Raw genomic sequence first — 20,742 nt, 5'->3', positions numbered from 1 at the left:
TGCCCGAGCGGTCGCGCTCTTCCGCGGGCCGCGATCGGTGCCGGGGCCACGAGCCTGCGTCCCGCGGGTCACGGACTCGCTGCGTACGAGTGTCCGACGTGTGGGGCGCCGACGCGCGCCCGGGGTGCCCGGCAGGCGTCCGCGGCGCGCGAGCCGCGCCTCAGACCCCGGCGAAGGCCGGTGTCCGCTCCGCGCCGTTCTCCTCGTGCGCCCCGCCCGCGCGGGACGTGGCCTCCTCGGGACCCCGCCGACGGCGGGTGTACACCTGACGGGTCACCAGGAAGCACACCGCGTAGAAGGCGAGGAACCCGACGAAGGCGGCGGTACCGGTGCCGGTGGCCTGGAAGGACTGGCGGAAGGCGAGGTTGATGCCGAGCCCCCCGAGCGCGCCGACAGCGCCGATCAGGCCGATGGCCGCGCCCGAGAGTCGGCGGCCGTACGTGTCCGCCTCCTCGCCCGTCAGCCCCCGGGCGAGGGCCTTCGCCCGGTAGATGCCCGGAATCATCTTGTACGTGGAGCCGTTGCCCAGGCCGCTCAGCACGAAGAGCGCGATGAAACCGGCCAGGAAGAGCGGCATCGACTCGCCCTGCGAGGCCACCGCGACCACGCCGGTCGCCGCTGCCATGGCGGCGAAGTTCCACAGGGTGATGCGTCCGCCCCCGAACCGGTCGGCGAGCAGCCCGCCCAGGGGGCGGATCAGCGAGCCGAGCAGCGGCCCGACGAAGGTGAGCGAGGCGGCCTGGAGCGGAGTGCGGTCGAACTGGTTCTGGAGCACGAGGCCGAAGGCGAAGCTGTAGCCGATGAACGAGCCGAAGGTGCCCACGTAGAGGAACGACATGATCCAGGTGTGGGCGTCGCGTACCGATTCCCGTGCCGCCCCGGTGTCGTTGCGCACCGGTGCGAGGTTGTCCATCCAGCGCCGGGCGCAGACGGCGGACACCACGATCAGCGGCAGGTAGAGCCCGAGCAGCACCCGCGGCTGTCCGGCGCCGACGGTGGCGATGACGGCCAGGGCGGCGAGTTGGACCGCCGGCACCCCGATGTTGCCGCCGCCCGCGTTCAGCCCGAGCGCCCAGCCCTTGCGGTGCAGCGGGTAGAAGGAGTTGATGTTGGTCATCGAGGAGGCGAAGTTGCCCCCGCCCACTCCGGTCAGCAGGGCGACCAGCATGAACGTGCCGTACGAGGTGCCGGGCTCCATCACCGCGAACGCGGCCAGCGTGGGCAGCAGCAGCATCGCTGCGGCAACGACCGTCCAGTTCCGGCCGCCGAAGCGGGCCACGGCGAAGGTGTACGGCACCCGCATCACCGCCCCGACCAGGGTCGCCATGCCGACCAGGAAGAACTTCCCGGCGGCGTCGATCCCGTACTCGGGGCCCATGAACAGCACCAGCACCGACCACAGCGACCAGATGGAGAAGCCGATGTGCTCCGAGAGGATGGAGAAGGCCAGATTTCGGCGGGCGACGCGCTCGCCGTGCTCACGCCAGAAGTCCGGGTCCTCCGGCTCCCAGTGCTCGATCCAGCGGCCCGGACCGCGTGCGGTGCCTCGGGCTGTCATGGTGCCTCCTCTGCGGCCCGCGCCGTCCGCGCGCGAGAGCGCGGTGCGGTCGGTGCGTGCGTGCGTGCGTACGGTGTGGTCGGTGCGTACGGCGTGGTCGGTGCGTACGGCGTGATCGGTGCGTACCGAGTGACCGGCACCATTGTTGTGACCGGTGTGATCGGTGTGGTCGGACACGTTCGGGGTGATCGGTGCTCCGGGCGAGGTGAGGGACTGCAGGTTTCCGCGCTGTGTCCCGGGATGACGGCAGCGCTACCTCTCGATCGCTCGGGGCCTGCCTTTCCGGAGCTCGCCGGGCCCGCGACGCCCGGCACGCGCCTCTGCCGCTCCCGACCAACAAGATCCGAACGACAGACCCTAGCTCGCCTGGGCGCGGTGAGCCGGCCCGGCGAGTTCCAGGAGGGCGGCGATGGCGACGGCCGGCAGGCCGCTGTCCGGCGCGGGGCAGGCGCGGGCGGCCACCGGTCGCGGGCCGCGTGCGGTGAGGGCTGCGGTGATCCGGGAGGGGCCGGCCCAGTAGTCGGCCGCGTCCAGGGTGTCGCTCACCAACCGGTTCAGCTCCGGCCCTTCGGGGTCGAGCAGCCGGTCCCGGTCGGCGGAGCCGCGGGAGCCGGACGTCCGCCGGTCCCGTCCGATGCCGGGCGCCCCCTCGGGGCCGGGAGCCCCGTCCGTACCGGGCACCGGTGTGACGTCGTGGATGGTGTGGCTGCCGAGGTGGCTGTACGCCTCGACCACGACGCGCGGACCCTCCAGATACTCCTCGACGACCAGTTCGCCGGCCGGAAGCCGGTCGGCGAGCCGTTCTGCCTCGATCACACCGTGCACCACGGCCGGTTCCGCCGCGGAGGGGCCCGTCCGGGCGGCGGATTGACGCGGGCGCACGGAGCAGGGGAAGCCGACCTGGCAGGCGGCCCTCGGCAGCTCGGCGGCCGAGCAGAGGGCGTGACGCACGGGGGTGGAGGTGATCGAGTTGATCTGCTCGCGCAGGGCGAGGGGGTCGCTGAGCACGGCGACCGACCGGGGGCTGCTGCCCGCCAGGCGCAGACACCAGTTGGCGCGGGCGGCGGCGAGCGCGGTCCCGTCCTCGAAGCCGAAGATCGAGACCCGGGAAACCCCGGTGAGATGCGAGAGGTTCGCGGCCAGACGCCGGTGGTCGCGCCAGTCGGCCTCCAGGACCTGGTCCGCCTCGGCGGCGGCGCGGTTCATGCCCGGCGCGGTGAGGTCGGGACCCACCATGAGGGTGTGGGCCCCGACCTCACGCGCTACCCGGACCGTCTGCACACGGGGGTTGAGCAGAACGGCCAGGGGCGTGAGGGGTGGATTCACCGGGCGCGTCTCCGCGCACGAGGTGCGACGGTGAGCAAGCGGCCCGGCGACCGTCCGGCGGAACGGCCACCCCAACGTGACACCGGTCTGGCATCGCCGAGGGGGGAGCAGCGATGATCCAGGGTGTGACGACTTTTCACACTGCGCGCCCAGGCATCGGACACCACCCGGTCCCAATCCTCTGCCTGGACGTGTCTAAGGTCGCCGCGCCGGAAGCTGAGCGGACTCCCGGTCCGCGCGGCGGTGTGTTCCCCACGGGATGCGAGCGTGGTCATGGCTCTCTCCGAAGGCACTCAGTGGTCGTACCGTTCCGGTGCCGGTCACATCCAGATGTTGTCGCCGGAGTTGGCTCCGGTCGTGTGCGTCTGCGCTGCGGCGGTGCCCGCGACGCCCAGCTGCGCGCCCAGGGCTGCCAGCGCGACAATCATGGATGCAGCGAGTGCACGTGTAAGTCTCTTCACAGGACGCCTCCCTAACCGTGTCCGGTGAACGAAGGTGTCACCTTCATTCCGGTGTCGATATTTGCGACTTCTGCGCCAAGAACCAAGAGGTTTGCCCTGGCAGTATCTCGCCTGGCAGGTTGTCGCCCGAGCAGCAGGGACGGAACGAGGAAGCTGAGTCGTGCTGGAGATGTGCGAAATAGACGAGGTCGCGGCACGCGTGTACCGACTGCGCGTACTGCACCCCACCGACTCCGTGGAGCTGATCGCCGGCCGCAGCGGGCTGACGGTCGAGGAGGTGCGGGCCACCGAGCAGCGCCTCGCGAAGCTGAGCCTGCTCCAGCCCTCCCCCAGCGGCGGCTGGTCCGCCGTGAGCCCCGAGACAGCCGCGGACACGCTGCTCTCCGCGGCGCAGCAGGACGTGCTGGAGCGGCAGACCGCGATCGCCACGGCTCGCGCGCAGATGCACGCGCTCACCGGCGACTACCTCGAGGCCAGAAGTATGCGCTCGGCCAAGGGCCGTGTCGAGGTGATCGAGGGTCTTGACAACATCCGCGCGGTGATCGACGACCTCGCCCGCACCTGCAAGAGCTCGGTGGACGTCCTCAGCCCCGGCGGCCCGCTGGACGAGGCCGCGGTCAGCTCCGCCACCCCGCTCGACCTGGACACTCTCGCCCGCGGCGCGCACATCCGGATCCTGTTCCAGCACAGCACCCGCAAGCACCGGCTGACCGCCAAGTACGCGGCCCGGATCACCGCGGCGGGGGCCCAGATCCGCACCACGGGCGTGATGCCCTCGCGGCTGCTGATCTACGACAACGAGGCCGCGGTGCTCCCGGTGGACACCGAGGACACGGCCGCCGGTGTCGTGCTCGTGCGCGACCCCGCGGTGCTGGGCTTCCTCCAGCGACTCTTCACCCACCACTGGGACAGGGGGCTGGACTTCACCGCCGAGGAGGAGGAGAACGGCCCCGAGCCGACCCAACTGGAGCGCGACGTACTGCTGTTGATGGCCGCGGGGAAGAAGAACGAGGTCATCGCGCACCAACTCGGCGTCTCTCCGCGCTCGGTCAGCCGGATCGTCGCCGTGCTGCTGGACCGGCTCGGCGCCACCAGCCGTTTCCAGGCGGGCGTACGGGCGGCCATGAACGGCTGGATCAGCTGAGCGGACCACCGCGCCGGCGATGACATCGCTGTCGCGCAGGCGCCGACCGCGCTCGCCGAAGTCCGGTGCCGCCACGTCCCGTTGGGCGCCGCCGCGCGGTCGACCGGCAGCGCAGGCGGGTGCGGGCGGGTGCGGGCGGGTATGGACCGGTGCCGGCAGGGTCGGCGCAGGCAGGGGCGCGTACGGGACGGCAGGGGCGCGTGCGCGCCCGCGGCGCGCTACCTCGTTTCGGTGGGGACGCGGCGTCCTGCGTGCGGCGCGTGCCGCCGCAGTCGCAGCCACTCCTCGAACGTGGTCGTGCCGCGCAGCACACCCGAGGTGTCCTGGCCCTCGCCGCCCGGGGCCGTCAGGGCGCCGGCGCGCAGGGCCCGGCCCAGAGCGCCCGGCACCCGGACCGGCAGGGGCAGGGCACGGCTGCCGTTCGACTCCCGCCAGAGGCGGGCCAGTTCGCCCAGCTCGTACACCCGCGGTCCGGTGATCTCGACCAGCCCGCGGCTGGGCGCGGCGGCGGCAACGCGGGCGACGGCCCCGGCAGCGTCCGAGGTGCCGACAGGTTGGAGCAGCATCCCGGGCACCGCGTGCACCCCCAGCCGCTTGAGCGGCGCCAGGAAGGTCGCGGCGACGAACTCGTGGAACTGCGTGGCGCGCACGATCGTCCACGGCGTCCTGCCGCGCTCGACCAACCGCTCCTGGTCGGCCTTGACCCGGTAGTAACCCAGCGGCACCTCGTCGCAGTTGACGATCGAGACGCACACGTGGTGGGCGACCCCGGCCGCCACCTCCGCCTCCGCCTCCAGCAGTCGTGCGGTGCCCTCGACCAGGGTGCCGCGGGTCGCGGCGCTCGTACCGGTGCGGTTGCTCGCGTCGACGACGACCGCGGCGCCCTCGAGCGCCCGCGCCAACCCCGCGCCCGTGGTCAGGTCGATGCGGTGCACGGGCGCGTCGCGGCTGAGCACCCGTACGGTGTGGCCCCCGCTCCGCAGCCGATCCACCACGCGGCGGCCGAGCAGCCCCGTTCCTCCTACTACGGCGATATCCATACCCACCCGACGGAACGCCGGCCGGGAACGTGACACGCCGCCCCGCGGCGGGCCTGCGATGTGCGAGTGCAAGCGGGTCGCGGGCAGGTGCGAACGGGTCGCGGGCAGGGCTGGAGGGGCGCGGATGGGTGTCGGTGCACCGACTCAGCGGGCGCTGCCGCGCGGCCTCAGCGGGAGGCCGGGCAGCTGCGGGGCGGGGAGCCGCCGGGTGCGCCCGCTGTACCCGGTCACCGCACCGAAGCGGTCGGACTCGGCCTCCCACTGGGTACGGGCCTCGACGACCTCCTCGTGGCTGCGCGCCACGAAGTTCCACCACATGATGATCTCCTCGCCGAAGGGCGGGCCGCCGAGCAGAATCAGCCGGGCGGACTCCCGGCCGTTGTTCGCCAGCGCAATCCGTTCGGAACCGGGGGCCAGATAGGCGAGTTCGGCCTCGGCCACCGACTCGCCCGCGACGTCGACGCCCCCGGTGTCGACCAGCACACCGTGCTCGAACTCCGGGTCCACCTCCAGTGCGAGCTCGGTGCCGGGCGGCAGCAGCAGCTCGGCTCCGAGCAGCGGGCTGAAGGTGGGCACCGGCGAACGGCTGCCGCAGAGTTCGCCGAGGAAGACCCGTACCGTCGCGCCGCGGTGGTCGAGCGGCTCGGGCACATGGCTTCGGAAGTCGCGGGGCGCCCCGCGGTGCGCGTCGGGAAGCGCGACCCACAGCTGCACGCCGTGCAGCACCGTGGTCGCCCCGGTGGAGACCTCGGAGTGGCAGACGCCGTGCCCACCGGTCATGAGGTTCAGCTCACCGGGGCGTACGAACGCGTGCACCCCGGTGCTGTCCCGGTGCTCCACCTCGCCGGAGAAGAGCCAACTGACGGTCTGGAGACCGGTGTGCGGATGCGGCGGCACGTCCATGTTGCCGCTGACGGCGACGTCGGTCGGACCGAAGTGGTCGACGAAGCACCACGCGCCGATCAGCGAGCGCACCCGCTGCGGGAGCGTGCGGCGCACGGTGATCGCACGCGGGCCACCGAGCGGGACGTCCCTCGGCGTGAGAATCTCGACAGCGGGCCCGTCGTCCGCAGCCGTGGGGGCGCGGTCCGCACAACGCAGCTCGGCGGGACTGGGTTCGACGTTGCTCATTGCGTTCGCGCTCGCTCTCGCCGCAGGATCAGGCCGTACCAGTCTCACACCGGATGCGACAGGAGCCCACCCGATGAGTACCGACGTCACGGTCCGCGACAACCCCGAGCTGTCCCGGTACGAGGTGTACTCCGGCGAGGAGCTCGCCGGGTTCGCCCAGTACACGGTCGAGGGCAACAGGGTCTCGCTCACCCACACCGAGACCGACCCCGAGTTCGCCGGCCGCGGACTGGCCGGGCGCCTGGTCGGCGAGGCGCTGGAGGATCTGCGCGGCAAGGAGCGCGAGGTGCTGCCGTACTGCCCGTACGTGCGCAAGTTCCTCGCCAAGCACCCCGAGTACGTCGACCTGGTGCCGCAGGAGGAGCGCGCCGGGTTCGGTCTGTAACAGAGCTCCGATCGGCCGGAAGGACCGGGCGGGGGCCGGGCGCGGTGCCGGCCCCCGCTCAGTCCCGCGCGAGGCGGGCGGGGAAGCCTCCGGTGGCCACCGGGCCCCAACGGGTGGGCGTGACACGGATGATCGACTTGCCCTGCCGGACCATCGCCTGCCGGTACTCGTCCCAGTCCGGGTGCTCCCCGGAGATGCTGCGGAAGTAGTCGACCAGCGGCTCGGTGGACTCCGGCGAGTCGAGCACCTCGGCCGTCCCGTCCACCTGGACCCAGGGGCCGTCGAAGTCTTCGGAGAGGACGATCACGCTCACCGAGGCGTCCCGTTTGGCGTTGCGGGTCTTGGCGCGTTCGGGGTAGCTGGAGACCACGATGCGCCCCGTCCCGTCCACCCCGCAGGTGACCGGCGAGCCCTGCGGGGAGCCGTCGGTGCGACGGGTGAGGAGGATCGCCCGGTGCCGCGGACGCAGGAAGTCCAGCAACTCGTCGCGGGAGACCGGGGTGTTGGTGGCGATGGAAGGTGTCATTCCCCGAGCGTAGGAGACCGGGCGGCCGATAACCGGTTGCGCACGCTCATAGGGTCGGAATGTGACCGCCCCTCGCTCTTCCTCGACGCCTGCCCCCTCCTCTTCGCCGCCCCGGAGCGGCGCCACGCCCGTCCCGGGCGGCGACACCACCCGGGGGCTGCTGGCCGCCTACGACGCCCAACTGCGCGGCTGGGCCGGGGCGTTGCCCCCTGGCGCGTGGCAGGAGCGGCAGGGCCCGCTGTTGCGGGTCGCCGGAATGCACCGGGGCTATCTGCTTCCGCCGCGCGAACTCGACCTGGACACCGCCGGGTTGGACCGTCTGATCGCGGAGCAGCGCGAATGGTTCGCGGCCCGCGGCGAGTCCGTGGAGTGGAAGACCCACGCCCACGACCTGCCGGCCGAGGTGCCGGAACGACTGCGCGCGGCCGGCTTCGTGCCCGAGCCGCCGGAAACCGTCATGGTCGCCGACACCTCGGCGATCGCCGCACACGCCCCCGACCTGCCTGCGGGCGTCACCCTGCGGCGAATCAGCGCCCGAGCGGATCTGGAGCAGTTCGCCGAGGTGCAGGGCACGGCCTTCGGCGAGGAACGTCCGTGGCGCGCCGAGGAGTTGGCGCGTCAGATCGAGGCGGCACCGCAGGAGACCGCGGTGCTGGTGGCCGAGGCGGAGGGCGAGGTGATCAGCGGGGCGCGGCTGGAGTTCGAGCCCGGCACCGACTTCGCCGGACTCTGGGGCGGCGGGACGCTCCCGTCGTGGCGGAGGCGCGGTGTGTACCGGGCGCTGGTGGCGGCGCGGGCCGCTCTCGCGCGGGACCGCGGCGTGCGCCATCTGCGCGTCGACGCCTCCGACCGCAGCGCCCCCGTCCTGCTCCGGCTGGGTTTCCACGCGCTCACCACCACCACGCCGTACGTCTGGACGCCGCCGGAGAGCCCCCGCGTGTGAGGTGAGCCGGCCCGAGCCCGGCCCTCGCGTCTCCGGTCCTTCGCGTCTCCGGTCCTTCGCCGGGCGGGGCGCTGTTGCCGGGACCCAGCGGCGGAAAACCGTTGGACTGCGCGGGCCCGCTGCCGGAATCTGGTGCGATGCCCCCTACCGCTCCGGCCCCGGCCGGCCGACGTCCAGGCACGCACCGACTCGCCCCCTACTCACGGCTGTTGCGCACACCGGGGGCCGCGGCGTTCTTCGCCTCCGGGGTCCTCGCGCGCCTGCCGATGGCCATGTTCGGTGTCGCCGCGGTGGTGATGGTCGCGACCTCGCGCGGGTCCTACGCCCTGGCCGGAGCGGTGAGCGCGACCGGCCTGGGCTTCGCCGCGGTGGTCGCCCCGCTGGTGGCCCGCGCGGTGGACCGGCTGGGCCAGGCGCGGGTCGCCGTCCCCGCAGTACTCTTCGCCGTCGCCGCGCATCTGTCCCTCGCCGCCGCGGTACGGGCCGACGCCCCCGACTGGGCGCTCTTCTGCTGCGCCGCCCTCGCCTCCACCGCGCCCAACACCGGCGGGATGTCCCGAGCACGCTGGGCGCGCCTGTACCGGGACGATCCGGCCGCCCGCCACACCGCCAACTCCCTGGAGCAGGCCGCCGACGAGCTGTGCTTCGTACTGGGGCCGGTGGTGGCCGTCGCGCTCGCCGTCTCCTGGTTCCCGGAGGCCGGCACGGTCTTCGCGGCGGTCACCCTGCTGGCCGGCACGCTGCTCTTCACCGCCCAGCGCCGCACCGAACCGCCGGTGGGCGCGGCGGGGCCGAAGGGACGGGCTCCGGTCCGCACCCCGGGGATGGCGCCGCTGCTGGCGACTTTCCTCGCCACGGGTGTCGTGTTCGGCTCGATGGAGGTGGTGACGGTCGCCTTCGCGGACGAGAGCGGGTATCCGGGCGCGGCCGGCGCGATACTCGCGGTCCAGGCGTTCGGTTCGGGGGCGGCCGGGCTGGCGTTCGGCCTGCTGACGCTCTCGGGGTCGCCGTGGCGCCGGTTCGTGCGTTGCGTCTGCGCGATGGCTGCCCTGATGACGCTGCCGCTGCTCTCGGCGTCCGTCGGAGGCCTGTGGCTGCTGGCGCCGACGCTGCTGCTGGTCGGCATGGCGATCGCCCCGACGATGGTGACGAGCATGACTCTGGTTCAGGAGCTGGTGCCCGCCGCCCGTATCAACGAGGGCATGACCCTCGCGGTGACCGCGCTGCTCTGCGGCATCTCGGCCGGGGCGGCCGGCGGGGGCTGGGCGGCCGAGCGCCTGCCGGGCGCCTGGTCGTACACCCTGCCGCTCTGCGCCGCGGCGACCGCGGCCGTCGTCGCACTGCTGGGCGGTCGCGCCCCGGCACGCGAGCGGGCCGGGCAGGCTTAGCGCCCGCCCGGCCCGTCCGTGTTCACACGAAGGGGTCAGCTCCGCGTTCACAGGAAGGGGTCAACTCCGCGGTCAGCAGCGGAGGTTGTCACCCGGGGTGGTGCCGAGGAGGGAGCTGAACTCCTCGAAGAGCTTCACCCGGCTCTCGATCTTCTCGGGCTGGCCGCCGTTGCACTCCAGCGAGCCGTTGATGGTGCGGATGGTCTCGCCGAAGCCGTGGCCGTCGACGATCGCGGAGTGCGCGGTCATGGTGCCGGCGCCGGTCTGGGTGTTCCAGAACCACAGGGCGGTCTTCCACGCGACCTCGGGGTCCTCCTGGACCAGGCGCGGGTTGTTCAGCAGGTCGATGCCGAGGGCGTCACCGGCCGCCTTGTAGTTGAAGTTCCAGCTCAGCTGGACCGGGCCGCGGCCGTAGTAGGCGTCCTGGCCGGCGGGGCAGCCGTAGGGCTGGGTGTCGTCGCAGTAGTGGGGGTAGTTGCTCTCGTCCTGCTCGACGACGTGCACCAGGCCACCGGTCTCGTGGCTGACGTTGGCCAGGAAGGCGGCGGCCTCGCGGCGCTTGGTCGCGTCGTCACCGGAGTTGGTGAACTCGGGGTAGGCGCTGAGCGCCCCGACCAGGCCCTGGTAGGTGTAGAACGAGTTCCGGTTCGGGAACATCTGCTCGAACTGGGCCTCGCTCACCACGAATTCGGCGGCGTTGGCCTTGCTGTCCTTCGCCTCGCTCCCGCTGGTGGCGGCGGTGGAGACGGCCGCCGTACCCAGCAGAGCGAGGACGCCCAGCACCGCCGCGGTCAGCAGCGCGAAAAGCTTATTCCTTCGCACGGGAACACCTCTCAGGCGGCGCTCGGCCGCCGGGGTCACGAAATGGGAACGCTCTCATGAAAGGGTCCTATGCATGATCACGTCAAGGTCTAGACCAAGTATTGCGGAGAATGATCTTCCCCTGACGAAGAGTTGTCACCATCTGTCGGCGTCATCCGATTCCCGCCGCTCTCGGCCGACTTGACCCGCTCCCTCACGTCCCGAGGGCACCGGCGGGACGGCCGGTAGACTCCCCTGCCATGTGCGGATCCTTCTTCTCCTGAGGCGCGGACACCCCGGTTCAGCCGCCCACCCGAGGGTGGGCCAGTCCGTTCTGCCTTCGCACAGGAGAAGTTCCGTGACCTTTCCGCACCACCACCCGACCGACCCCACCCCCGGCTACGGCACCGAGCCGCCGAACGCCCTCGACGCCCGGATCGAGCGGCTGCGCACCCTCGCCCGCGCCGAACCGCGGCTGGCCGGCGTACTGCTCTACGGCTCCTGGACCGTCGGCGAGGCCGACGCCCACTCGGACATCGAGGCGTACGTCTTCCTCGACGACGCCCCGGTGGACCGAGCCGACGGCCGAGCCGCCCCGCACACCCACGACGGCTTCGACAGTGCCGTGTTCCTCCAACAGCTGGACCCCGGGCGGCCGTTGCGACTCGTCCACACCAACCGGTTCGGAGTGCTCACCGTCGTCTTCGAGGACCTGATGCGCGGCGAGTTCCATTTCGTCGCCGCCAGCACGGGCATCCCCGAGATCGGCGGCTGGCGGGGCATGGTCCATCTGCCCGACCCCGAACGCGCCGTACTCCTGGACCGCACCGGCCAACTCCTGCCTCTCGCAAGGGGGTTGAACACTCACCGGCCGCCCGAGCCGGCACCCACCGCGCAGCAGTGCGCCGACGAGCTGACCAACTGGACGCTGATGGTGGCGCACCTCCTGGCCCGCGGCGAACTCGCCCGGGCACACGCCTTCCTGGGCACGATGGTGGCACCGGAACAGCTCAAGCTCTGCCGGCTGCTCCGCGGCACCACCGCGCACTGGCTCACCCCCAGTCGCGCACTGGAACTCGACGTGCCGGAGGCGGATCGCGCACGCTACGCGGCCACCACCTCCGGCGTCGAGCCGGACGGCCTCCGCCGGGCGGCCCGGAGCTCCTGGGCCTGGAGCCGGGAGCTGATCGACGAGGCCGGCGCACGGTGGAACACCGGTCGCTCCCCCGCGCTCCACCGCGACCTGGCCGGACTGCTCGGCGACTGACCGGCCAGGACCGGCTGCCCGGCCGGTGCGGACCGCTGCCGACAGGCGCGGGCCCGGGCCGACCTGCTGCCGGACCGAACCGGGGACGCGGGCCGGGCTCCGCCGAGAGCGTCCCGACCCGCGTCCCGGTGCGGCCCGCCCCGCTCGGCTCGGGCCGCAGGGCACAGAAAAAGCCTCCGGACCACGAGGGGATCGTGGTCCGGAGGCTTTTCTCAGGTGGAGATGGCGGGAATCGAACCCGCGTCCAGCGGTGCAGGAGGAGGGCTTCTCCGAGCGCAGTCTGCTGTGCTTTTCTCGGCCCCGGCAGTCACGCAGACAAGCTGCCGACGGGCCCAGTCACTGTGAGATGTCCCGGCAAGCCCCGTGACCGGACTTACGCGGTGAGTTCCCTAGCTGATGCCAGGAACCGGGTCGGGAACGCACCCGGGCTGACACTTCGCAAGTCGCTGCTTAGGCAGCGAGGGCGAAGGAATCGCGCTTGGTGTTGGCGATTATTTTTTTGCGGCAGATGGTTAACGAGATCATTGCCGCGTTCCTCGGCTCGCTTCCCCTGCTTCGACATCCGCTGTCGAAACCGATCATCCCCATGTTGAGTTGACAAGACGAACCGGCCCGAGAGGGGCCGCTTCGCTGCTGTCGACCATCGTACGCGAACAACGCCGCGGACGGCCAACGAATTCCCCGGCCTCCTGCGGGACGTCCGAACCGACCGACAACCGGACCGGTCGGGACCGCTGCCCCGTCAGACCGACCGGCTCCACCAGGACTGACCGGCCCACCGGGACCGGCCGATGTGCGATCAGGACCGCTGCCGCCGGCGCACGGCCGACATCGTACGCTCGGCCTCCCTGCGGTCCTGCTTCTCCCGCAGCGTCTGCCGCTTGTCGTACTCGCGCTTTCCCCTGGCCAGCGCTATCTCGACCTTCGCCTTGCCGTCCTTGAAGTACAGCTTGAGCGGCACCAGGGTCAGGCCGGATTCCTGGAGCTTGCCGACGAGCTTGTCGATCTCCTCGCGGTGCATCAGCAGCTTGCGCTTGCGGCGGGCACTGTGGTTGGTCCAGGTGCCCTGGCTGTACTCGGGGATGTGCACGTTGTGCAGCCAGGCCTCACCGCCGTCGATCTGCCCGAACCCGTCCACCAGGGAGGCTCGGCCCTGCCGCAGCGACTTCACCTCGGTCCCGGTCAGGACCAGCCCGCACTCGTAGGTGTCCAGGATGAGGTAGTCATGCCGCGCCTTCTTGTGCTGCGCGATGAGTTTCTGACTCTTCTCTTTAGCCATAGCCGGGCCATTGTGGCTCAACTGCCGCCCGAGAGGCCACTCAATACCGTGCGGGCCTTCGCCGTCGCACGCTCGCCCTCGCGGACCGTGACGTCCGGCGCCAGGCCGACCCCGTCCAGCTCGCGCCCGGTGGGTGTCGTGTAGCGGCCGACCGTGAGCTCGGCGACCGAGCCGTCCGGCTGCTTCCTGGGCATCTGCACCGTGCCCTTGCCGAACGTCCTGGTCCCGACCACCAGCGCTCTGCCCCGGTCCTGGAGCGCTCCGGCCACCAGCTCGGCCGCGCTCATCGAGCCACCGTCGACCAGGACGACCAGGGAGGTGCGGGTGTCGCCGCCGCGCTCCGCGCGCAGCGCACGCTGTGTCCCGCCCTCGTCGTAGGTGCCGACCACTCCGCCGTCGAGGAACACCCCCGCGGTGCCGGCCGCCTCGTGCAGCAGTCCGCCCGCGTTCCCCCGCAGGTCCAGCAGTACGCCGGTGCCCTCGGGCAGTGCCCGCACCGCCTCACGTACATCCGCGGCCGTGCCCTTGGTGAAGGACCCGACCGTGATCCGTACGCAGTCCGGGGCCATCGCGCGGATCGACACCGACTCCGTGCGCAGCTCCGCCCGGCGCAGCTCGTGCTCCCACAGCCGGCCGTCCCTGCTCAGCCCCAACTCGACCTCGGAGCCCGGCGCTGCCTGCGGCTCGGTGTCGGCGCCGCCCTGGCCGCCCCGCAGCAGAGCCACCACCTCGGTGACCGGGCTGGCCGCGACCGCCTCGCCGTCCACCGTCCGCAGCAGGTCGCCGCGGCGGATGCCCGCACGGTCCGCAGGGCTGCCCTCGGTGACCCGCGCGACCTCCAGAACGCCCTGCGCGGAACGTCGTACGGCGATGCCCACGCCGACGTACTCGCCCTCCAGCGCCTGCCGCAGCCCCTCGTACTCCCGGGCGCTGTACGCAGCCGACCAGCGGTCGCCGCTGCGGCTGACGAGCTCGCTCGCGTCGCTGCCGCCCACCGGCGGGATGGGGGCGTCCGCGAGGGTACGGGGACGTATCGGGGCGCCCTCGCCGTTGCCGCCGTCCGCCTCCTGGCTCCAGGAGCCGGTGGCGAAGCCGGTCAACAGCACTCCGGCGAAAACGAATGCGATCCCTGCCCCGCGGCCGATGCGGCGGGGCAGGACGAACATCCATGTGCCCGACATGTTGCGGAGTCTAGGACAGAAGGGGCCTTCGCACGCGGGGTTGCGTGTACCGCTGCCGCGTCCTTCGTCACACCCGCGTCACACGCGCAGGTACTTGCGCAGCGCGAGGAAGGCTGCAAGCGCGGGCATCAGCACACCGACCGCGAGCACCAGCGGCAGCACCTTCAACACCGAGTCCCAGCCGACGAATTGGATCAGCGGGATCTTGTCGGCCAGCCAGTTGTCGACCAGGAAGTACTTGCCACCCATCAGCATGGTGCTGGCGAAGACGCCGCCGAGCAGACCCGCGACCGCCGCCTCCAGGATGAACGGGATCTGGATGTAGAAGCTGGACGCGCCGACCAGCCGCATGATCCCGGTCTCCCGCCGACGGCTGAACGCCGAGACCCGGACGGTGTTGACGATCAGCAGCAGCGCAACGATCAGCATCAGTCCCATCAGGAACAGCGCCGCGGTGTTCATGCCGTTGAGCAGGTTGAACAGGTCCTCAAGCAGGTCCTTCTGGTCCTGTACGGAGTGCACGCCGGCCCGGTCGGAGAAGGCGGAGCTGACCACGTCGAACTTGGTCGGGTCCGCGAGCTTGACCCGGTAGGACTCCTGCATCTGGTCCGCTGTCAGCGACGGGACCAGCGGGGAGTCGGGGAACTGCTCCTTGTAGTGCTCGTACGCCTGGTCGCTGGACTCGTAGAAGACCTTGTCGACGACCTGGAGCTTCTCCAGGTCGCCCTTGATCTCCCGCTTCTGCTGCCCGGTGACGGCGCCCCTGGTGCAACTCGGCTCGGTCTCCGCGTCGTTCTTGTTGCAGAGGTAGATGGAGACCTGGACCTTGTCGTACCAGTAGCCCTTCATCGAGTTGACCTGCTCCCGGGCCAGGAGCGCGCCGCCGAGCAGCGCCAGCGAGATCGCCACGGAGACGATCACGGCGAAGGTCATCGTGAGATTGCGGCGGAGACCAACGCCGATCTCCGAGAAGACGAACTGCGCGCGCATCGCGTCCCTTTCAGTGCTGGTAGCCGTAGACGCCGCGCGACTGGTCGCGGACGAGACGGCCCTTCTCGAGTTCGATCACGCGCTTGCGCATCTGGTCCACGATCTGCTGGTCGTGGGTGGCCATCAGGACCGTGGTCCCGGTCTTGTTGATGCGGTCGAGCAGCTTCATGATGCCGACGGAGGTGTGCGGGTCCAGGTTGCCGGTGGGCTCGTCCGCGATCAGCAGCATCGGACGGTTCACGAACGCCCGGGCGATCGCGACGCGTTGCTGCTCACCGCCGGACAGCTCGCCGGGCATCCGGTCGTCCTTGCCGCCGAGGCCGACGAGGTCGAGGACCTCGGGCACCGTCTTGCGGATCTGGCCGCGCGGCTTGCCGATCACTTCCAGGGCGAACGCGACGTTCTCCCCCACCGTCTTGTTCGGCAACAGGCGGAAGTCCTGGAAGACCGTGCCCAACTGGCGGCGCATCTGCGGCACCTTCCAGTTGGAGAGCCGCCCCAGGTCCTTGCCGAGTACGTGCACCTGCCCGGTGCTCGCCCGCTCCTCGCGGAGAATCAGCCGCAGGAACGTGGACTTTCCGGAACCGGAGGACCCCACCAGGAAGACGAACTCACCGCGCTCGATCTCCAGCGAGACATCGCGGAGTGCGGGGTGATTCTGCTTGGGGTAGCTCTTTGAGACGCTGTCGAATCGAATCACTGATTTACACCACGTCGACCTGGGTAGGGGCTACGGAGCCGCGAGCAGCACCGTGTCGGTGTGGGCGACCATACGCGACCCGCGCGAAGGACCGAAGCCGGTGCCCGGCACAACCCACCCTGCCCGTTGGGCATTTGGTCATATTTCAAGGTCTGTCCGACGCGAGCGCCACCGGTGGACACGCCCGGTTCCGCGGCTTTCGCCGCTGGGCGATTCGTGACGCCTCGGCCCTCCCGGCGAGCGTCCGCACCCGGCCGGGGAACAATCGCGACCGCCGCCGCGTTGGAGAACCCGGCCACTCCGGCCGGCCGACGAACACCCCGGCACCGACTTCGAGCCGCCTCGAGTCGGGCGGGGCGCGGCGGACCCCGGGCGCCGCGCGACTCGGGGCGGAGGCCGACGGCAAGCCCCGGAGGGGCGGCTCCGCGGCTGGCGCGGGACCATGAAGGGGCGGCCCGGCAGGGAGCCAGGCGCAGGAGCCCCAGCCCGAGCGGGACAGCGGACGAGCACAGCGAGGAGCGGCGGATGACGCACGACCGTCTGGTGTGCGCCAACTGCGCGGGACCGGTGCGCGAGGGGCGCTGCGCGGTGTGCCGCGCCGAGCGAGCCAGGCAGGCGCGGGAGACCGGTCCGCTGGACATGCTCTCCCCGGCCGCGCTCGGCGGTCTGCTGCTCCTGCTGCTGGCGCTGGCACTCCTGGCCCACCAGGCGTCCACCGCCTGACCGGCATCCGCCGCCCGGCTTCTCCTGCGCCCCGGCCCTTCGCTCGCAGCCCGACCCCGGCACCTGCCGGCCCGGCGTCCACGGCCCGCCATCCAACGCCCCACCAGGCGTCCACGGCCCGGCGTCCCCCGCGCGTCCCCGCTTCCAGCACCCGGGCTCGGCGCGACCCCGCGCCGGCCGCCGGTACCGCCGGCCGGCCCCGTGCGCAGATCCGTACACACGACGGCGGGGCCCGGACACTGGCCGTGTCCGGGCCCCGCCGGCCCGACTGCTTCTGCAGGATGCGTGACGCGTCGCCTCAGGCGGCTGCGGCGCCGCCGTCCTCGCGGCCCATCAGACGCGGCAGCAGACGGAAGCCGATACCGCCCGCGATCATCGTCGCGGCGCCGACCAGCAGGAACGTGGTCTCAGCCGCACCGGTCTCGGCCAGCTCCTCGTCCTTCTCCTGGCCGCCCTGCGGGTCCGGCTTCACCGGAGTGGTGATCTCTTCCTTGCCACCGGAGTCGGGGCTCTCGCCGCCACCCGCGGAGGTGTCCGGGTCAAGACCGTCGTCCGGGTCCTCGGTCGGGTCCTCAGTGGGGTCCGGGTCCTCGGTCGGGTCCGGGTCCTCAGTGGGCTCGCCGGGCTCGTCCGGGTCGTCCGTCGGCTCACCGGGCTCGTCCGGGTCGTCCGGGTTGTCCGGGTCGTCGCCACCGCCGCCGAGCAGGCCGCCGAGGAAGCCCTCTTCGGACTTCGTCGCCTTGCCGCTGTCGCCGCCGCCGGTTGCCTGAGCGGCACCCGCCACGGTGAGCGAGAGGCCCGCTGCGAACACGGCTCCGGCCGCGATCCGCGCGACGCGCACTCGCGTCTTCTTATTGGTCACTACCAACTACCCCCAGTAGCTGTCATTTCATCAACACGCGGCGAATGCCGAACAGTGCCGCTTCGGGAACGACACCCTTGGAACAAGGCCGAGTTGCGCCGAGTCCGAAGCCGCCCCCACACACGCACGATCACACCAGGCACACGCCTGCCGAGCGAACAGCTTTCCCACTAAAACCATCACCGTCAAGCGACATCGGTGCGAAATGTCCCTCGTGAGCGGGGAGTTGCCGCCGTGAGTGGTCTGTTGTGAGCGAACCGACACCAGCGACCCGGCGCGCGCGGTCATTTCGGGCGCCTGCTGTACGACAACCCACGGGTCGCGCCACGGCGTTGACGAACGGTACGAGTGATGATTCGAACAACTTCACCATGACATGGAATGAGTCGTCCCCAAAGCACCTTCTGCCCGTTGTTCCTCACGGAGAAACCCCAACGGCCGTACGGCTACGGAGAGTTGCACCCTGCACGAACATCCGGGCCACGGCAGCCCGCCGGCGGGGCCCACCGGCGGGGTCCCACCGGCCGCCGGGACGACGTCACCCCCGCCGCGGAGGCGACGGGGGTGACGGGCGTTGGCGGTGACGCCGGGCGACGGGTCAGCCGGTCGGCTGCTCCTGCTGCTTGCGCCAGCGGATGCCGGCCTCCAGGAAGGCGTCGATGTCGCCGTCCAGCACGCCCTGCGGGTTGCCCACCTCGTGCTCGGTGCGCAGGTCCTTGACCATCTGGTACGGCTGGAGAACGTACGAACGCATCTGGTTGCCCCAGGAGTTGCCGCCGTCGCCCTTGAGCGCGTTCATCCTCGCCTGCTCCTCCTCGCGGCGGCGGGCGAGCAGCCTGGCCTGGAGGACGCGCAGCGCGGCGGCGCGGTTCTGGATCTGGGACTTCTCGTTCTGACAGGAGACGACGATGCCGGAGGGCAGGTGGGTCATGCGCACCGCGGAGTCCGTGGTGTTGACCGACTGGCCGCCGGGGCCGGAGGAGCGGAAGACATCGATCCGCAGCTCGTTCTCCGGGATCTCGATGTGGTCGGTCTGCTCCACCACGGGCAGTACCTCGACACCGGCGAAGGACGTCTGGCGGCGGCCCTGGTTGTCGAACGGGGAGATCCGCACCATGCGGTGGGTGCCCTGCTCGACCGAGAGCGTGCCGTAGGCGTAGGGCGCCTTGACGGTGAAGGTGGTCGACTTGATGCCGGCCTCCTCCGCGTACGAGGTGTCCAGCACCTCGGTCGGGTAGCCGCGACGCTCGGCCCAGCGCAGATACATCCGCTGGAGCTGCTCCGCGAAGTCGGCGGCGTCCACTCCGCCCGCCTCCGCGCGCACCGAGACCATCGCCTCGCGCTCGTCGTACTCGCCGGACAGGAGCGTACGGACCTCCAGCTCGTCGACCGTCTTGCGCACCGAGACCATCTCCCGCTCGGCCTCGACCCTGGTGTCCGCGTCGTCCTCGGCCTCGGCGAGCTCGAAGAGGATCGCCAGATCGTCGATCCGGCCGTGCAGCTCCTCGACCTTCCTGAGCTGGCCCTGGAGGAAGGAGAGCTTGCTGTTGACCTTCTGCGCCCTGTCCTGGTCGTTCCACAGGGCCGGATCGGCCGCCTCCTGCTCCAACGCGGCGATGTCCGCCCGCATTGTGTCGAGATCGAGGACAGCCTCGATCGACTCCATGGTGGAGGAGAGGGACTTCAGAGCTTCGGATACATCGACGAGTGCCACGGCTCCAGCCTAACCGCTCCGCCGACGGTCACGGAGTGGACTGGTCGACTGCCGGTTTGGAGGAGTCTCCGTCATCGCCGCCGAGTGCCAGCCAGCCGCCGACTCCCAGCGTCGCAGCGGCCACCGTCGCCACCGCCGCCAGCTTCAGCCGGCGCCGCCGCTCAGCGGCCCGGTGCCGTGCCGAACCGGCACGCGGCAGGCCGGGGGCGCGGGGGGCGCGCGCGGTGCCGAGCGCACCGCCCGCCAGCTCCTGGGGGCCGGGCACGCGCATGCTGGTGTGCGTATCGCGGTTGGCCGACTCCGGATCGGCGGCGGTCGCGCCCTGGACCAGCGGTACCGCGCTGCGGGCCGGGAGCGGCTCCTGGTGGTCCTCGTAACCGGTGGGCGCGGGTGCGGGGGCGGGCTCGGTGTCCGGCTCGTCGATGTCCAGCACGGGCAGGCCCGCGAGATGGGGCAGCAGCTCCCGCAGCCGGGACGCGACTTCGCCGGCGCGCAGCCGGGAGGCGGGCCCCTTGGCAAGGCACTGGTGCAGCAGCCGCCACAGGTCGTCGGGGATCCCGGGCAGCGGCGCGACCGCCTCGGTCACGTGCCGCCGCAGTACGGCACCGGGGTGGCCGCCGCCGAACGGCGTGAATCCGGCGAGGAGTTCGTAGAGCACGGTGGCGAGGGCGTAGATGTCGACCGCGGCTCGCGGCGGCAGCCCTTCGACGATCTCCGGTGCGACGTAGTCGGGAGTGCCGACCACGCGACGGCCGCCGGCGCGGCTGGGCTCGTCGATGAGCTTGGCCACCCCGAAGTCGGAGAGCAGCGCTGCACCGGTGGACTCGTCGAGGAGGATGTTCTCCGGCTTGACGTCGCGGTGCACATATCCGGCGGCGTGGGCCGCGGCCAGCGCGTCGGCGATGTCCGCGGCGACGGCCACCGCCTCGCCCGGCGGCAGCCGTCGCTCGCGGTCCAGCCGACTGCGCAGGTTGACCCCCCGGACGAGGTCCATCACCAGCGCGAGGTCGTTGCCGTCGACGACGAGGTCGCGGATGCCGACCACATGCGGGTGGTCCAGACTCACCAGGGCGGCGCGCTCCTGTACGAAACGGCCGACGAGCTCCTGGTCGGCGGAGAGGTCGTCGCGCAGCAGCTTGATCGCCACCGCACCGTCGGGCCCCTCTCCGAGCCAGACCGTACCGGCGCTGCCGCGACCCAGGATCTGGTAGGCGGTGTAACGACTGCCGATCTTCCGTGCCATGACGACAAAGTTACGCGCCCGGACCCCCCACGGGTACGACGGATTGCACGAACCGCCGCTTCTGTGCGGGAAAGAGCCAC

Annotated in this window: 19 protein-coding genes and 1 other RNA gene; 6 read left to right on the top strand and 14 right to left on the bottom strand. The window is 71.5% G+C overall.

Annotated elements, in window-relative coordinates:
* Positions 1–160 precede the first annotated feature (160 nt).
* Together JGS22_RS13980 and JGS22_RS13975 are read right to left on the bottom strand one after the other, a co-directional pair.
* Positions 161–1,558: a nitrate/nitrite transporter gene (locus JGS22_RS13980; RefSeq protein WP_211041123.1), complete on the bottom strand. Its 1,398-nt coding sequence runs from the start codon at positions 1,556–1,558 to the stop codon at positions 161–163.
* A 357-nt stretch (positions 1,559–1,915) separates the two neighbouring features.
* Complete coding sequence (locus JGS22_RS13975) at positions 1,916–2,884, bottom strand: hypothetical protein (RefSeq protein WP_211041124.1); 969 nt, start codon at positions 2,882–2,884, stop codon at positions 1,916–1,918.
* A 630-nt stretch (positions 2,885–3,514) separates the two neighbouring features.
* Between JGS22_RS13975 and JGS22_RS13970 the strand changes: the two genes are divergently transcribed.
* Complete coding sequence (locus JGS22_RS13970; protein ID WP_211041135.1) at positions 3,515–4,489, top strand: helix-turn-helix transcriptional regulator; 975 nt, start codon at positions 3,515–3,517, stop codon at positions 4,487–4,489.
* Between the two features lie 218 nt (positions 4,490–4,707).
* Here JGS22_RS13970 and JGS22_RS13965 read toward each other — a convergent pair whose 3' ends face one another.
* Positions 4,708–5,529 carry an SDR family oxidoreductase gene (locus tag JGS22_RS13965; protein WP_211041125.1) on the bottom strand — a complete coding sequence of 274 codons (822 nt, stop codon included), beginning with the start codon at positions 5,527–5,529 and terminating at the stop codon, positions 4,708–4,710.
* A gap of 144 nt (positions 5,530–5,673) precedes the next feature.
* Entirely contained in the window at positions 5,674–6,660 is a 987-nt protein-coding gene (locus JGS22_RS13960; protein ID WP_211041126.1) for a pirin family protein, read from the bottom strand.
* On the opposite strand from JGS22_RS13960, the gene JGS22_RS13955 reads away from it, so the two are divergent.
* On the top strand, positions 6,569–7,045 hold the full coding sequence (locus JGS22_RS13955) for a GNAT family N-acetyltransferase (protein ID WP_372454245.1): 477 nt from the start codon (positions 6,569–6,571) through the stop codon (positions 7,043–7,045). The genes JGS22_RS13960 and JGS22_RS13955 overlap by 92 nt on opposite strands.
* A 58-nt stretch (positions 7,046–7,103) precedes the next feature.
* Here JGS22_RS13955 and JGS22_RS13950 read toward each other — a convergent pair whose 3' ends face one another.
* The gene (locus JGS22_RS13950; RefSeq protein WP_211041128.1) at positions 7,104–7,571 is read right to left on the bottom strand and encodes a PPOX class F420-dependent oxidoreductase; all 468 of its coding nucleotides are present in this window, start codon (positions 7,569–7,571) and stop codon (positions 7,104–7,106) included.
* Positions 7,572–7,632: 61 nt separating this feature from the next.
* Here JGS22_RS13950 and JGS22_RS13945 point away from each other — a divergent pair, with 61 nt between their 5' ends.
* Entirely contained in the window at positions 7,633–8,514 is an 882-nt protein-coding gene (locus tag JGS22_RS13945) for a GNAT family N-acetyltransferase (RefSeq protein WP_308405662.1), read from the top strand.
* Between the two features lie 209 nt (positions 8,515–8,723).
* Positions 8,724–9,902: an MFS transporter gene (locus JGS22_RS13940; RefSeq protein WP_372454244.1), complete on the top strand. Its 1,179-nt coding sequence runs from the start codon at positions 8,724–8,726 to the stop codon at positions 9,900–9,902.
* A gap of 72 nt (positions 9,903–9,974) precedes the next feature.
* Here the strand turns inward: JGS22_RS13940 and JGS22_RS13935 are convergent, their stop codons facing one another.
* Entirely contained in the window at positions 9,975–10,724 is a 750-nt protein-coding gene (locus JGS22_RS13935; protein ID WP_211041130.1) for a chitinase, read from the bottom strand.
* A 337-nt stretch (positions 10,725–11,061) separates the two neighbouring features.
* Here JGS22_RS13935 and JGS22_RS13930 point away from each other — a divergent pair, with 337 nt between their 5' ends.
* On the top strand, positions 11,062–11,970 hold the full coding sequence (locus tag JGS22_RS13930) for a nucleotidyltransferase domain-containing protein (RefSeq protein ID WP_372454243.1): 909 nt from the start codon (positions 11,062–11,064) through the stop codon (positions 11,968–11,970).
* Between the two features lie 214 nt (positions 11,971–12,184).
* Here JGS22_RS13930 and ssrA read toward each other — a convergent pair.
* From ssrA to ftsE, 5 genes are all read right to left on the bottom strand, one after another.
* Positions 12,185–12,556, bottom strand: a transfer-messenger RNA (tmRNA) gene (gene ssrA, locus JGS22_RS13925).
* Between the two features lie 213 nt (positions 12,557–12,769).
* On the bottom strand, positions 12,770–13,249 hold the full coding sequence (gene smpB, locus JGS22_RS13920; RefSeq protein WP_211041131.1) for an SsrA-binding protein SmpB: 480 nt from the start codon (positions 13,247–13,249) through the stop codon (positions 12,770–12,772).
* 17 nt (positions 13,250–13,266) lie between these two features.
* A complete protein-coding gene (locus JGS22_RS13915) occupies positions 13,267–14,430 on the bottom strand; it encodes a S41 family peptidase (RefSeq protein ID WP_211041132.1) in 1,164 nt (387 codons plus the stop codon).
* Positions 14,431–14,508: 78 nt separating this feature from the next.
* Positions 14,509–15,420, bottom strand: coding sequence for a permease-like cell division protein FtsX (ftsX, locus tag JGS22_RS13910; protein WP_211041133.1), 912 nt, complete (start codon positions 15,418–15,420; stop codon positions 14,509–14,511).
* A gap of 10 nt (positions 15,421–15,430) precedes the next feature.
* Positions 15,431–16,120 (bottom strand): cell division ATP-binding protein FtsE, encoded by a 690-nt coding sequence (ftsE, locus tag JGS22_RS13905; protein WP_211041134.1) that lies wholly within the window; start codon positions 16,118–16,120, stop codon positions 15,431–15,433.
* Between the two features lie 525 nt (positions 16,121–16,645).
* Between ftsE and JGS22_RS13900 the strand changes: the two genes are divergently transcribed.
* Complete coding sequence (locus JGS22_RS13900) at positions 16,646–16,843, top strand: hypothetical protein (RefSeq protein WP_216814985.1); 198 nt, start codon at positions 16,646–16,648, stop codon at positions 16,841–16,843.
* A gap of 298 nt (positions 16,844–17,141) precedes the next feature.
* Here the strand turns inward: JGS22_RS13900 and JGS22_RS13895 are convergent, their stop codons facing one another.
* The 3 genes from JGS22_RS13895 to JGS22_RS13885 form a co-directional block, all read right to left on the bottom strand.
* Positions 17,142–17,705: a hypothetical protein gene (locus JGS22_RS13895; RefSeq protein WP_216814984.1), complete on the bottom strand. Its 564-nt coding sequence runs from the start codon at positions 17,703–17,705 to the stop codon at positions 17,142–17,144.
* A gap of 598 nt (positions 17,706–18,303) precedes the next feature.
* Positions 18,304–19,419: a peptide chain release factor 2 gene (gene prfB, locus JGS22_RS13890; protein ID WP_216814983.1), complete on the bottom strand. Its 1,116-nt coding sequence runs from the start codon at positions 19,417–19,419 to the stop codon at positions 18,304–18,306.
* Between the two features lie 28 nt (positions 19,420–19,447).
* Positions 19,448–20,662 (bottom strand): serine/threonine-protein kinase, encoded by a 1,215-nt coding sequence (locus JGS22_RS13885; RefSeq protein WP_211043784.1) that lies wholly within the window; start codon positions 20,660–20,662, stop codon positions 19,448–19,450.
* Between the last annotated feature and the right edge of the window lie 80 nt (positions 20,663–20,742).

Source organism: Streptomyces tardus, from assembly GCF_018101125.2.
Taxonomy (GTDB): Bacteria; Actinomycetota; Actinomycetes; order Streptomycetales; family Streptomycetaceae; genus Streptomyces; species Streptomyces tardus.
This window is presented reverse-complemented; position numbering and strand designations above follow the sequence as displayed.